Raw genomic sequence first — 14434 nt, 5'->3', positions numbered from 1 at the left:
GTCGCGGCAAGCTTGAAAATATATCGCTGCATAGCATTTTCAAATTTGTCGCCGCAGCTGCGGTAGGTAATAGCCAAGGCAAATGGCCCGAGCGATTACGTAGATAATAAAAGCAAGCCATAAGCCATGGTTGCCTGCGGTGCGCGTTAATATTTCTGCGGCGCTTAAAAATATCAGCAGTGATACCAGCGCGGCATTGCGCATGGCGCGGCTGGCGGTAGCGCCGATAAAAATGCCATCTAATTGAAACGCGGCAAATGAAACCAGAATGTAAATTGCGGCGTAGGGCAAATAACCCTGCGCCGCATTTTGTATTGTCGCTAGTGGTGTTAGCCAATGGATGAACTGGCTTCCACCTAAACCCACTATCAGCATTAAACCCAAGGCGCTAAACGCTGCAATTTGTGTTGAGGCGATAATCGCGCGATCAAATAATTTACGATTTTTGGCGCCCATGGTTTTGCCAATCAGCGATTCCAACGCAAAGGCAAAACCATCCAGAAAAAACGCCGAGAATGAAATGAATTGCAGCAGTATGTGATTGGCGGCCAGGGTTGTGTCGCCAAATTGTGCGCCTTGATTGGCGAACCAACCAAACCCCGCGAGCATAAATAGGGTGCGCCACATGATATCGCTGTTGGTTTTCAGGGTGCGGACAATGGCGGTGCGTTGAAAAATAGCGGGCCAAGTCGCAAAGGGTGCGCGATGCTCAGGTCGCAAAAGGTTAAACAAAATAATGGCGCCGACAACAAAACCGATCCATTCAGATATTAAGGTTCCCAGCGCAATGCCGCGCACGCCCCAATCAAAACCTGCAACAAAAATAACATCCAGTAATAGGTTCAGGCCATTGAGTAAAAGTTGTAACCAGAGCAGTTTTCGCGTCTGCCCCAAACCGATCAGCGTGCCCACAATCGCATAGGTGCCGAGTGTAGCGGGTGCGCCCCAAATGCGGATTTGCCAATACTCTGCCGCACCTTGCTCGACAGTCTTGCTGCCATGCAGTAACCAGAGGGCAAAATGCTTGAGCGGGTATTGGGCGATGATCAAACTCAGGCCAATGGCTGCGCCGAGCAATAACGCGCGCAAACAGGCAGCGCGCACTTCATTGTGATCGCCTGCGCCGGCAGCTTGTGCGGTAAAACCGCTGGTGCCCATGCGCAGAAAACCAAAGCCCCAATACACAAATGAAAATATCAATGAGCCAAACGCAATCGCACCCAAATCTGCACTGGTGCCGTTATGGCCAATCACGGCAGTATCCACCAAACCCAACAAAGGAACGGCGGCATTAGCCAGAATAATGGGAATCGCTAAGCGAATGATATTGCGGTGACTGGTGCTCTGGTGGATCTCGGCGGGGGATGCCTGCTGCATAGTGTTGTCTCAATCGGTGCGCTGCACTCACCTAAATGCTCGCCCTTTACGTATAAAGCACAGGTCACATCAATCCAGTGAGTTTATTGCGGAGATTCTATGTCACAAAAGCCCAATACTGCAGCAGATAACACCACCCCAGCGCGCTTACCTTGTCGCGGCTGTCAGCCTGGGTGTTCAAGTTATGCCATTTGCGATGGCAAACCCTGGCGGTTGGAGCCTCAGCCCAAATCCATTACCCAGTAACAATTCCCAATAACAATGCCCATTAACAACAAACCCGGCTAATTGCCGGGTTCGGTGACAAATCCTAATTTTAAAATGCCTGATCGCTGTACCGCCGCCATGGTCTTGATCACATGTTCATAGGCGACCGCTTTGTCGCCGCGAATATGCACTTCGGGCTGCGGTTGTTGCGCTGCTGCAGTTAGCAGGCGCACTTCCAGTTCTTCCATATTTATCTGATTTTCATTCCAATAAATTTGTCCTTCAGCATTCACTGAGAGGTTTACCGTTTCCGGTTTTAATTCATTGGGGGTGTTATCCGCTCTGGGTAAATCTACTTTTACCGAGTGCGTTAATACTGGCACTGTGATGATAAAAATAATCAACAATACCAACATCACATCCACTAAGGGCGTCATGTTGATTTCGTTCATTACCTCTGTATCGTCGTCGAGTCCACCGCCGAAGGCCATGGCTTAACCCTCTTTACGTGGAGTGAGTTTGGTGATCGCACCTTTATTTTGCATAGGGCTGCCGGTAATAAAGTAAGCGTGCAGTTGATGTGCAAAACGGTTGAGTTTATTGAGCACACCTTTGTTGGCGCGGGTGAGGGCGTTGTAACCCAGTACCGCAGGAATAGCGACCGCCAAACCAAACGCCGTCATGATCAGCGCTTCGCCCACTGGCCCGGCAACCTTATCGATACTCGCTTGGCCAGAAATACCAATCCCAACCAGTGCGTGATAAATCCCCCACACAGTGCCAAACAAACCCACAAACGGCGCGGTAGAGCCAACCGAGGCAAGAATCGCCAGGCCGCGCTGTAGGCGCTCGGCACTTTCGTCAATCGAGCCGCGTAAACAAGCGGTCAGCCATTCGGCGAGTGGTAAGTGGCCGTGTAAATCGGTTTTGTGATTGCTGTGATGATCAAGTGCAGCTTGACCTTCCTCGGCCAAGTGGCGGAAGGGTGTTGCGCGATCTTCACCAAGGGTGCGTAAACCTTCGGCAAAACTTTGTGCGTGCCAAAAATCATTTAAGCCCTGCGCAGGGCGACGTAAACGCCATAAGCCCCAAGCGCGCACAACAATGACCCACCAACTGGCGATGGACATAATTAACAACATAATCGCAACGCCTTTGATCAGCAGATCGCCCTGCTGCCAAATGGAGGCAATACCATAAGGTGAATCCATAAAAACCTCTGACTACAAGCAATAGAAAATAAAAGATAGAAAAATAAAAAGTTAAAAAGCGAAAGAATTAGCGCAAATTAAATTCAACCGGCTGTTCGTACCAAAAATCGATTTTTTGACCACCTTGTGTTGCCGGCAGGTAGCGCCAGCGGCTCACGGCTTTTACCGCAGTCTCATCCAAGCGTTTAAAGCCGCTAGAGGTTTTGATTTTGATCTCGCCTACTGTGCCGTTAGCTTTAATCAGGATCTCCAATACCACCGTGCCTTGCTCGCGCAACCGGCGCGATAAACTCGGGTACACAGGTGCCGGATTACTCAGCTGCCCGGCTTCTGCACGGGGTGGAACTATAGGTGCCGGGGGCGCAGGCTCTGCCGGTTTTGGTTCCGCTGGCTGTTCTACCGGTGGTGGCTCAGGTTCTGGTGCTTTGACCGCGCGTTCCGAAGGTGGCGCCTTGGGTGGCGGTTTTGGTGTTGGTTTAGGTTCAGGCTTTTTTTCCGGTGGTGGCAGGGGGTCTGGTGGAGGTGGGGGTGCCTGTTCCGGTTCAGCCATAACCAACATGCCTTGAATGGTGGGAATCACGATTTCAACGGGCTTGGGCTCAGACTTGGATAGCATCACTGCCGCAAATACCCCGGCATGAGCACTGATAACGAGCAGCAAAGAGATAAGAGAAGCGTGTTTTGAGTGCATCGGTAACTGCTGTGGAGAGTATTGGAAATGTGAATAATAATATGGCGCTAATGATAATACTTCTCATTGCTAAAGGCAATGCGATCAGCAAAACAGAATGGCTATATCGATAGAGGGGTGGGCTGGCGTTGTGCGTGGCTGCTGGTGTTATACTCGGCCTCCCGCGTGAAGGCGCACTATCAGTAGGGTTCCATGGAAATCTTTGTACTACTCGGCCTGATTGTTTTGAACGGCCTTTTTGCGATGTCTGAAATCGCCATTGTCACTGCAAAAAAATCCCGTTTAATGGCGCTTGCCGCCAAGGGCAATAGCTCGGCGCAGGTTGCGTTGCGCTTGGCGGAAGACCCCACCCAGTTTTTGTCTACGGTGCAAATCGGCATCACTTCAATCGGTATTATGAATGGTATTTTTGGCGAATCGATTCTCGCTGAGCCATTTGCGCTCTGGCTGCAAACCTTCGGTGTGCCGGTTCATTTCAGTGATAATTTCGCCACCATTTTAGTGGTAGTTGTGGTGACGTATTTGTCGATAGTGGTGGGAGAATTGGTGCCCAAACGTATCGGCCAACTTAGCGCTGAACGGATTGCCTGTTTTGTGGCAAAACCGATGCAAATACTCGCCATTATCACCAAGCCGTTTGTGTATTTTTTATCGGGCTCTACCCGCGCATTGATGCGCATGATGGGTTTTCATCACACCCAAAACCAGCAGGTCACCGAAGAGGATATTCACGCAATTCTGGATGAAGGCTCCAGCTCCGGTATTTTGGAGCAGCAAGAACATGCGATGGTAAAAAATGTATTGCGTTTGGAAGCGCGTAGCATTGTGTCATTAATGGTGCCGCGTTCGGATGTGGTGTATTTGGATACCGCCTTGCCACTGGAAGAAAATTATCAGCGAGTAATGAAGTCGCCGCACTCGCGCTTTCCCGTTTGCACCAAACAGAATGACAATTTAATTGGTGTTATCAACGCCAAAGAATTGTTGGCCGAGGCGATACGCGGCAGCACAGTGGATCTGGAATCCATGGCGCAGCCTTGTCATGTAGTGCCGGAATCGCTCACTGCGATGGAATTGCTGGAATTTTTCCGTTCATCGCACAGCCAAATGGTATTTGTGGTGGATGAGTACGGTGACCTAAAAGGCATAGTTACCTTGCAAGATTTATTAGAAGCGCTTACCGGTGAATTTATTTTAGGTGAAGGTGAAGACGCTTTTGTGATTCGTCGCGATGATGGTTCGCTATTGCTGGATGGCATGTTGCCCATTGTGGATTTAAAAGATTGCTTGGCGATTGATGACTTGCCGGAAGAGGGTAATTACCAAACGCTCAATGGTTTGATTATGTTGCTGATGGGGCGTATGCCCGCCACTGGCGATAAAGTGGTAATACAAAACTGGCAGTTGGAAATTGTCGATATGGATGGTCGCCGGATCGATAAAGTGCTCGCCTACTGTATCGCTGAAGAATAATAGAATTCAGTTACTTCCAGCTATAAAAAATCCTCGCTGAAATAAATCTCAGCGAGGATTTTTTTTGACAGAAATTGTGTTAGTCCAGCTTAAGTTCTTTAACCAGGTGCTTGGCCTTATAAACCTGTTTTAAGGCTTCCGTCATTGCGGCGGGGTGAACCGATACGGCCCGATTTACCGATTCATCAAAAAAGTACGAGCCACCCAGTGAATTGATATTGCCATCAAAAATCAGACCGACTAATTCACCCTTTGCATTAATTAACGGGCTGCCTGAATTGCCGCCGACTATGTCATTGGTGGACACCTGATTAAAGCGTGTTTTTTTATCCAATTTTTTCTGCGCTGCAACCCAGCTGTCCGCCAGTTTAAAGGGATCAAAATCGGTGGCGCGATCAAACAGCCCAGCAATGTCGGTGAAGGGCGGAATCGTTTTGCCTTTTTCTTCCCAGCCGCGAATCACCCCGTGGGATAAACGCAGCGAAAAAGTTGCATCTGGGTAAACCCGCGTGCCCTGATAGGCAAAACGCGCTTTGGCTAATTGATTGGCCGCCGCCTTTTGTACTGGCTCAATATTTTGATCGTAATCCGTGCGGAATTTTCGCGCCTGCTCATCAATTAAATAGGCGAGTCTAATCGCTGGATCATCGCTATTTTTTATCGCATCGACGCCACCTTCCCATAATTGTTTGCGCACTGCTGCATCGCCTAACTTGCTGTGAGTGACAATTTCATTGGCCAAGGCTTCTGGTGATTGTTTGCCCAAAATACTTTTCACCACCGGATTATCAACGCCGAGCTTTTCACGCAACTTGCTCAGCGACCAAGCGAGCTTGGTGCGCTCAAAATCCGAATAGAGTGGGACCTCGGCAAACAGACCGGCTTGTACTGCCGGTAAACTGGCATCAGAAAATTCACGCAAGCGGGTATTATCGGGTTTGGCTTTTTCAGTGGTACCGCGCACCAGTGTGCGCGCCCAGTTTATGTGCTGGGACATAGCGCCAAAACCAATTTCCACCATGACATAATCTACGTAGAGATTGCGCCACGCGGTTTGTGTATCGCTTAAGGTTTGCCAAGGGTCGCCATAGGTTCGCGTGCGTGTAGCATCGCTACTGACCCAGGCGCGAAAGGTATTTTCTTGCTCGCGTTTTTTTTGCATCACGCTCGGCGATAGAAGTGCTTGAAACATTCCGGTGCGCGCTTTAATTCCATTTTCCACCATGGTTAATTCCGTTTGTGCAATGCGCGCTTTTTCTTCGCTCTGGGTTGAATATTGCAACAGCAGGCCGCGATATTCAGAGGCGAGCATCAACCGAAAAGGCAATACCAGATCGCGCTGTGTTTCCAATTCCGCCATGGTCAACTGGCGCTGGGTGGAGCCTGGGTGGCCGAGTGTCATCACCAGCTCGCCTTCTTTTGCGCCCTTGGGGTTGATAGGAAACCAATCTGCATTGACGAGTGGTTTCCCCGCGTGATCATAAACACGCAATAAACTCATGTCGAGGTTGTAGCGGGGGAAATTAAAATTATCGGGGTCACCACCAAAAAATCCTGCGGCGTATTCTGGTGAAAATACCAAGCGCACATCTTGATAACGCGAATATTGATACACGTGATATTCGCCGCCGCCATAGAGCTCGACAATATCGCAGCGGCGCTCATCGCCAGCATCGCCGACGCAGGCTTTTTCAATCAGTGACTGCTCGGCTTTTTTTGCTTCGCTAAATGCTTTGCCCGACAAACCTGCGAGCGCTTTTTGCATGCGCGCAGTCACATCTTCAGTTTTCTCCAAACGATTCACTTCCATGCCGGGGCACTGCTTTTCTTCACTCAAAGATTTTGCGAGAAAACCTTTGTTGATCAGATCTTGTTTCTCGCTGGATAAGTCTTCCACGCAGCCGATCACACAGTGATGATTGGTCAGCACCAAGCCCTGCGCAGAGACAAATGAACCAGAGCAACCACCGGCCAGCCGCACCGCACTGCGCATGGATTTATGCAGCCATGTGGCTGTCGGTTTAAAACCGTAGGTTTTTTCCAGTGTTGTATGGGGCAAATTATCCATAGTCCACATGCCTTCGGCGGCAACACTCGGTAATGTCAGCATGCTGTTGGCCGCTAATACACAACCGCTCAGCAATAACGCCCTTGTTATTAGTCGCATAAGTAAACTCCTGCCAGTAAGTGAATAATTGTTGGTGAGTTGCTAGTGATTGGTGAGTTAATAATAGTTAGACGATTCTTGCAATGGTGGGTGGAATGCAGCAATAAATTATTTTTGCAGTGTAGACCAAGGTGGCTAGTCATTTCCATGACGGGATTCTTAACGGTAGCCGAATCCTCTCGCAGGTAATAAACTCCACTTTACTTCACATAAATTTGGTTGTTGTTATGAAAAAGTTAGTTGTCCTATTGCTTGGCGTTTGCGCGTTATTTTCAGTCCTGCCAGTGTTGGCTGACAGTCAACCCAGTCAATATGCGCAAGTCAGTGCCGATGAGCGGGCGGCGGTTGCTACGGTCAATCCTTATGCCACACAAATTGCTATAGACACCATCGCGCGCGGTGGCAATGCGATTGATGCAGCGATTGCCGCTGCGTTTACGCTCGGTGTGGTCGATGGCCACAACTCCGGCATTGGCGGTGGTTGTTTTATTTTAGTGCGCATGGCCGATGGACGAATATTTGCGATTGATGGCCGCGAGATGGCGCCGGCGGCGGCAACACGCGATATGTTTGTGGTGGATGGTAAAGCCAATCCGGAATTGAGTCGCACTGGCGCGTTGGCGGCAGGCATTCCAGGTTCAGTTGCGGCGTTTGATAAATTGCAAAAACTGGGCGGAAAATTAACATTCCGCGAGGTGATTTTACCGGCGGCAGATTTGGCCGAAAAAGGTTTTTCTATTTCACCTGCACTGGCAGAGCGCATAACAGCAACGGCAGATAATTTGGCGAAATTTCCAGCCAGTGCAGCGATTTATCTGGATAAAAATAATAAACCGCTATCCGCCTTTTCACTGCTGCAACAAAAAGATTTGGCGGCAACTTATCGCTCCATTGCCAAACAGGGTTCTAGTTATTTTTACAGCGGTGATTTTGCGAAAAAAACCGGGCGCTGGATGGCCGCTAATGGCGGCATGATCACCAGTAAAGACTTTGCTAATTATCAGGTCAAAATGCGTAAGCCGATTGTGTCGGAATTTGCCGGTTATACACTCTATGGTTTTCCGCCGCCGAGTTCCGGCGGTATGCACGTTGCACAAATTTTAAATATTCTTGAGCAATTTGATTTAAATAAATTAGCCCCAGCGGAGCGCTACCATTTAATGGCCGAGGCGATGAAGTTTGCTTTTGCCGATCGCGCACACTGGTTGGGTGATAGTGATTTTACCAAGGTGCCGTTGAGTATCGCGGATAAACGCTATGCAAAAGCTATAGCACAAAAAATCAGTCTGGAAAAAACCACAGCGGATATCACCGCAGGCAATCCAGATGTGGATATTCAGCATTTGATGCAGAAACACACCACGCATATTGCCGCTGCAGATCTTGATGGCAATTGGGTGGCAATTACATCCACGGTCAATACCAGTTTTGGCAGTAAAGTAGTTATACCCGGCACCGGTGTGGTGTTGAACAATCAAATGGATGATTTTTCTGCACAAGTCGGTGCTGCCAATGCCTTTGGTTTGGTGGGCTCAGATGCCAATGCGATTGCGGCGCGCAAACGGCCACTGTCCAGTATGAGCCCGACACTGGTGTTTAAAAATGGCGAGCCGGTAATGACACTCGGCGCAGCCGGTGGCCCGACGATTATTTCGCAAGTAGTACAAACCTTGTTGTATGCGCTGAATGACTCTATGCCGGTAGAAAAGGCGATGGCGCAAGCGCGTATTCATCAGCAGTGGAACCCGAATTTATTATTTGTAGAGTCTGCTATGCCGGTTGAAATCCAACAGGCACTACAGAAAAAAGGCCATGAATTAAAAATCTGGCCCAGCATGGGCGCATCGCAAGCAATTCAATTGCGCGATGGAAAATTGGTGCCTGTGGCCGAGCCGCGAGTAATTTTGCAGAATTCAACTAAATAATTCCTGCTCTATCATCGCCAATAATTTGCGATAGCCAATGCTCATTTTTTTGCGCAGTTGGCGGATATCCACATAATACGCGGCGCGTTTGCCGTGGTATTCCACCGGTGCGCCAATTTGGGTGAAGTGAATGCCAACAAAATTCAGGCTGCGCGCCAGCCTGGGTTCCATCATCACAAATACATGGTGAATTCTGCTTTTGTGGCACAGGGCAATTGCAGATAAATACAAGCTGACAGCAATGTAAGGAAAAAAGCGCAGCTCTTGTGTGGAAAATATTGTTTCATTGATTGCACCGGTAGCGCCTCCTGAAAATTGGTCTACTTGCCGTTTTCTAAAGCTGAGCGGTACTGCCAGCCGTGAGACTTCACAAATCTGGTGCGCGGGAAAATTTCTGGGGCGCAGATTTTCATCGGTAATCGCTTGTGGGCAAAACTTTTCCATTGGTAAAAGCTCATCTGTATTGCGGGTGGCGATTACCCGCAGTGTTCCGGCGAGCGCGTTTGTATTGATATGGCGAATAAAGCAGTGTATTGAGCGGCTATCAAACTCATCTTGTTCAATATGTGTTGCATTGGTTTCTTCAAAATGTAATTCCTCGCAATAAACTTGATAGCGAAGTTTGTACACTTCTTGTTTTAACGGGTCAGATTTGGCAATTTGTGGTTTTAAATAGTGGGAAAAATGCTGCGCGATGTTTTCCGCTTCATCGCTTGCCAATGCCGCAGCATTTTGTTTTGGGGCGGGTTGGTTGATGTTTTCAATGCTTGCGTGATGGATCGATTTCATGGTGTCCTTATCTCCCTGTTAAATCGTCTCACTAATGATTGTAGCTCTCCTTGTCACGTGAACATCTAATTAAATCAATCTATGCCCAGCTTGGTATATTCAGAATCTTGCAGGTGACTTTTGCGTCACCTGCTTGCACATTAAAAATGACCGCTAGTTGCTACTAACTACTAAAAGCTACCACTGATACCCAAGGCAAATGAGCGAGCAGGCAGCGGCGCTTTGTCTTTCAGGAATGATGCGTGCACACGCGCATATTCGTTGGTGAGGTTGTTGCCCTTGAGGAAGATTTTCAGGTCGCTGCGCATTTGATAGCTGAGTTGTGCATCCATCAATGTGTAACCCGGGGTGCTGGTTTCAAAGGCGGCAGTTTGGTCTTGTTCAAAATAATGTTGGCCGCTAAGTTCTGCGCGCCAGTTGCCGAGCGCGTATTCAGCGCGCGCACCAACACGCAGCGGTGGAATGCGCGGCAAATTGCTATCTTCATCTAATTGCGCGCGGATGTAATCGCTGGTGAGGCTGAGTTTGAACGGTGCGCTTAATTGCCAAATAATTTCGCCTTCAAATCCGTATAGGTTGGCGTCGCGCGCTTGGTAAATAAATACCGGTAACTCGCTGCCGTGATCATGTTCATCGGCTTCACTTTCGTCGCCGTGAGCATGTTCACTTTCGTAGGTCAGGCCGGTTTCGGCGAGGTAGTAATAATTGTCGATGCGGTTGTAAAACGCATTGAAGATAAAACCGAAATCGCCTTCAAATTTGCGCAGTGAAAGGTCGATGTTGTTTGAGGTTTCCAGCTCGCTATCGCCGCTGGCTAAATCAAAATGAAATTCACCCGGTTCATCTTCCACTAGTTGCAGTAGTGCACCGACTTCATATAAACCTGAGCCTATATGTGGGCCGAAGGAAAATAATTCGGCGGCCGATGGCGAGCGTTCGGCATGGGTGTAAGAGAGTGCGATGTTGTAACCGGGAGTGAAATCCCACACCAGTCCGGCTGAGGCACTAAACGGGGTAGATTTTTGGTCGATGGAGAATACGCTTAGGTATTCGTCTTCATGCTCGCCTTCGTCGTGGTCATGGTCATTCAAATCGACTTGAAAATTATCGGCAGAAATTTTCACTTGTTCGATGCGCGCACCTAGTTGCACTAACACATCGCCAAAGTGACGCTCTTCCATCAGGGCGATGGCAAGGGTGTTGGTTGCACTGGGCGGGGTAAAGGCTTCTTCACCGACGGCTGAAAAATCCGAGTGTTTAAAATGCAGGCTTACTGCCCCGCGCCAATCGGCGATGGGGTGGTGAAATAGATCGATGCGCGCTTCCTGACTTTCGTTATTAAACGTGGTGCCGATTTCACCGTTTTCGATTTCACTGTGCTGATAATCGGTAAAACCAAAACGAGTATTGAGTGCGCTGAAAATATCGTGATCCAGTGACAGTTCACTTAGGAATTGCACGCGGTCTTGTTTTAAATCCGCGTAAACATCCACTTCTTCACCCTCGTGACCGTGGCCGGGAATGCCGTATTGACGCTCCAAGTGGCCGTAGGAGACGCCGACAAAACCTTCATCCAATATGTAACTGGTGCCCAGATTAAAACCTTTGGCTTCTGTTGCCGAGTTGGCCAAGCGATCATCATCGTGATCCTCATGGTCTTCCTCTTCGTGTTCTTCATGGGTTTCTACTTCGGCGGCACCGGGGATTTTGTAATCCTCGGCATCGCGCCAAAAACCATCCAAGTGCAATCCGACATTGCCCACACCGGTATTGCCGCTGGCGGAGACGAGTTTGTCGTTGGCGACCGAGTCGCGCTCAAGCCGCCACTCGCCATAGGTATCCAGCCCTTGGGGTACTCGGTCATCAACAATATTCACCACGCCGCCAATTGCACCGCTGCCATAAAACAAGGTGGCAGGACCACGCAAAATTTCGATTTGGCGCGCGGTTGAGGCTTCGGTTGCGACCGCATGATCAGCGCCAACGCGCGAAGCATCACCCGCATCCAAACCATTTTGGGTGATGAGCACACGCGGGCCTTCAAGGCCGCGAATAATCGGGCTGCTAGCCACCGGGCCGTAATAGTTGGAGTGCACACCCACTTCATTTTTGAGGGTTTCACCCAGAGTGGATGCCTGACGGTCGCGCAAGGTATCGCCGCCCAATACCGTCACCGGTTGCGCCGATTCCATATTGGATGCGTGCCAAGGCAGGCCGATCACATTCACCACTTCTATAGCGGTGCTGCTCAATACCAAATCGACGGCTTGATCGCCCTGTTTCAGATGAAAAGTTTTATGCATAAACATGGGCGCCTTTACATGCAACTCCACTTCGCCATTGATCTGCGGCGGCAGGCTGAACTCGCCTTGGGCATTGGCGCGAATCTGCAGGTTGGAACCTACTACATCGAGCTTGGCGTTACTAATTGGCTGGCCTTGCTCATCGCGCACCACGCCTTGATGCTGGGCGAATGCAGAGTGACTGACAGCGGTGATCGCCAAACATAAAAGGGTCTTTTTCATACTGAACATGTGTATCTCCACAGTTACGCGTAAAACGGTTCGCTTGCCCGCCGATTGTAAAAACGGAGGCTGGCGCTTGAAATTGTTGGTGATGTTATACTATAACAATTTAACTGGGCAACCTTTAATAAAGCGAATCCTAAGCAGGGCGAGTCAGCCTAGTGTTTTTGAGGGACGGAACAGGGTGGCTAGTGCTAAGCTTTGAGCACTATTCGTCAGGTGCAATCGCGGAGATTTTTATGTCACTGGTTACCGAACTTGCAGATCGCCCTTTGGCAGAGCGCATTCAGGCTATGGAACAGCTATGGGACTCACTTTGTCGCGAGCCAAACTACAACCCAAGCCCTGCATGGCATGAAGACGTGCTAACGGAGCGTCGCGCAGAGTTGCAGCGCGGCGAGCATAAGCCGTGGCAAGAAGTTAAAGCAGGCTTGCGGAATGGTTCTTAATTCATGGATGAACTACAAGAGCGCACAGCGTATGTGGTTGCTGTGTTGGATTGCCGACAGAATCCTGATTCGATCAAAGTGCGTTTTGATGTTTAGCGCGATCGCGTGGTATTGAGGCCGAACACCAACGCCAACAGGGCAAAGAAGATTAAGCCATTTACCAACAGGCTGGCGCCGATCAACGAATTCGAACCAAAGTGGCTGATGTGAGTGGCTAGCAATAAACCCAGCAACACAGCGAGCAATAGGCGCAAGCCCTGCGAAATCTGGCGGCGTTGAGTGCTTGTAAAAGTGATAACTGCCAGAAGCAGACTGGTAATCCAGAAAATACCCACCGACGCCATTGGCCACCAGAAGTTAGTAATCCCCGTTAACACCAATGCACAAGGGAAACCCCATACCGCGGCTAGCCACAAACGCTCGATGGTGGGACGCGGGGTACCGGCTTGCAGTTGGCGGCGAAACCAGATGTTCATGCCGGTGGCGCAGATAAAACACAAACCCAGACCGAGTAGGGTGTAAACGAGTTTTACCGGCAAGCCCCCAAAATGACCGAAGTGCAGGCGATAGCTGGAAGCATAAATCTGCATACCGACATCGCCATCTGGCCAACCCAAGCGCTTGGTTTCTTCGCCGGCCGCGTTGTATTGGATCGCGTCGTACCACGCCAGGCGATCCGGTACATAGGCACCAATCTCAACCGTTTGGGCGGTGGTAGCGGGGTAGTGAATGGCGAGGAAGTAGGCTTTCAGATCCGGATAATCGCGCTGGAACTTCTCCACAATCGGCGTCACGTCCATTAGCGGGGCAGCCTCTTTGCTGGGTTCCGGGTGCGGCATATAGAGCTGGTTGGTGATCGCGGTGGTATCGCCTTTATGGAAGCCGGTCGCGAAGGTAAACAGTAGCACCTGACCTAAACCGATCAGCGCGCCAGTCAGGGCGATGGCCAAAATAAACGGCGTCGCCCAGACGCCGATGCGATTGTGCAGATCCACTTGTTGCTGGCGTTCACCGCGATTGATGCGCAGGGAGAAAGCATTTTTGAACAAATTAGGGTGCGCCAAAATACCGCTAATGGTCATGGCCACCAGCACCATGCCGATCATACCCACCAAGGTTATACCCCAAATGCCGGGTATAGTCAGGGCGTAGTGCAGCTTGACCACAAAATGTGTCCACTCGTGGCTCACAGTCTCACCCAAACTGCCATCGGCATTCAGGTGAAACTCCATGTGTTCGTGTTCTTCTGCTTCATTTTCCCCGTGAGCGGGCGCGGCACCCACGGTAAAACGCGGCATATCGGCAGTGGGCAGGCTGACCCAAATATCCTCCAGGGATTCGGCTGCATCACCCTTGTGGGCTTCTTGCTGTTGGTGATGTTGATACACATTCACCAGCGCGGCCTGCACCTGCTCCGCAGTAACATTTTCGGTATTGGCGATATGAGCCTGTTCCCATTGTTCGATATCCGGGTAATAAACGCTGACCACCCCAGTCACGCAGACCAAATAGAGTAGGGCGACAATAAATAACCCTAGCCCTGAATGCGCCTTGAGGTTGGCGCGCACGCTGGAGGATGAAAGCTTGAATGATTTGGTCACAGTGAAATCCAATCGAGTA

Annotated in this window: 11 protein-coding genes; 3 read left to right on the top strand and 8 right to left on the bottom strand. The window is 49.9% G+C overall.

Annotated features, from left to right (window positions below; translation table 11 throughout):
* Positions 1-39 precede the first annotated feature (39 nt).
* The 4 genes from AWU77_RS13500 to AWU77_RS20860 all read right to left on the bottom strand — a co-directional run bounded on the left by AWU77_RS13500 (position 40) and on the right by AWU77_RS20860 (position 3486).
* On the bottom strand, positions 40-1377 hold the full coding sequence (locus AWU77_RS13500) for an MATE family efflux transporter (protein WP_062064309.1): 1338 nt from the start codon (positions 1375-1377) through the stop codon (positions 40-42).
* A 284-nt stretch (positions 1378-1661) separates the two neighbouring features.
* Positions 1662-2075: a biopolymer transporter ExbD gene (locus AWU77_RS13495; RefSeq protein ID WP_062064307.1), complete on the bottom strand. Its 414-nt coding sequence runs from the start codon at positions 2073-2075 to the stop codon at positions 1662-1664.
* Between the two features lie 3 nt (positions 2076-2078).
* On the bottom strand, positions 2079-2795 hold the full coding sequence (locus tag AWU77_RS13490; protein WP_062064305.1) for a MotA/TolQ/ExbB proton channel family protein: 717 nt from the start codon (positions 2793-2795) through the stop codon (positions 2079-2081).
* Positions 2796-2862: 67 nt separating this feature from the next.
* Positions 2863-3486, bottom strand: a complete 624-nt coding sequence (locus tag AWU77_RS20860; protein ID WP_062064303.1) for an energy transducer TonB — start codon at positions 3484-3486, stop codon at positions 2863-2865.
* A gap of 192 nt (positions 3487-3678) precedes the next feature.
* Here AWU77_RS20860 and AWU77_RS13480 point away from each other — a divergent pair, with 192 nt between their 5' ends.
* Positions 3679-4959 carry a hemolysin family protein gene (locus AWU77_RS13480; protein WP_062064301.1) on the top strand — a complete coding sequence of 427 codons (1281 nt, stop codon included), beginning with the start codon at positions 3679-3681 and terminating at the stop codon, positions 4957-4959.
* Positions 4960-5038: 79 nt separating this feature from the next.
* On the opposite strand, the gene AWU77_RS13475 is transcribed toward AWU77_RS13480, so the two are convergent.
* Positions 5039-7126: a S46 family peptidase gene (locus tag AWU77_RS13475; RefSeq protein WP_062064298.1), complete on the bottom strand. Its 2088-nt coding sequence runs from the start codon at positions 7124-7126 to the stop codon at positions 5039-5041.
* A gap of 227 nt (positions 7127-7353) precedes the next feature.
* Here AWU77_RS13475 and ggt point away from each other — a divergent pair, with 227 nt between their 5' ends.
* The gene (ggt, locus tag AWU77_RS13470; RefSeq protein ID WP_062064296.1) at positions 7354-9051 is read left to right on the top strand and encodes a gamma-glutamyltransferase; all 1698 of its coding nucleotides are present in this window, start codon (positions 7354-7356) and stop codon (positions 9049-9051) included.
* Here ggt and AWU77_RS13465 read toward each other — a convergent pair.
* Together AWU77_RS13465 and AWU77_RS13460 are read right to left on the bottom strand one after the other, a co-directional pair.
* Positions 9040-9840 (bottom strand): PEP-CTERM/exosortase system-associated acyltransferase, encoded by an 801-nt coding sequence (locus AWU77_RS13465; RefSeq protein ID WP_062064294.1) that lies wholly within the window; start codon positions 9838-9840, stop codon positions 9040-9042. The two genes, ggt and AWU77_RS13465, sit on opposite strands and share 12 nt — an antisense overlap.
* 170 nt (positions 9841-10010) lie before the next feature.
* Entirely contained in the window at positions 10011-12365 is a 2355-nt protein-coding gene (locus AWU77_RS13460; protein ID WP_062064439.1) for a TonB-dependent receptor, read from the bottom strand.
* Between the two features lie 239 nt (positions 12366-12604).
* Between AWU77_RS13460 and AWU77_RS13455 the strand changes: the two genes are divergently transcribed.
* Positions 12605-12814: an addiction module protein gene (locus tag AWU77_RS13455; RefSeq protein WP_062064292.1), complete on the top strand. Its 210-nt coding sequence runs from the start codon at positions 12605-12607 to the stop codon at positions 12812-12814.
* Between the two features lie 92 nt (positions 12815-12906).
* On the opposite strand, the gene AWU77_RS13450 is transcribed toward AWU77_RS13455, so the two are convergent.
* Positions 12907-14415, bottom strand: coding sequence for a PepSY domain-containing protein (locus AWU77_RS13450; RefSeq protein ID WP_062064291.1), 1509 nt, complete (start codon positions 14413-14415; stop codon positions 12907-12909).
* Positions 14416-14434: the final 19 nt, after the last annotated feature.

The organism is Cellvibrio sp. OA-2007 (assembly GCF_000953825.1).
Taxonomy (GTDB): Bacteria; Pseudomonadota; Gammaproteobacteria; order Pseudomonadales; family Cellvibrionaceae; genus Cellvibrio.
The sequence above is the reverse complement of the archived record's forward strand: the minus strand, read 5'-3'. Positions and strand labels throughout refer to the sequence as shown.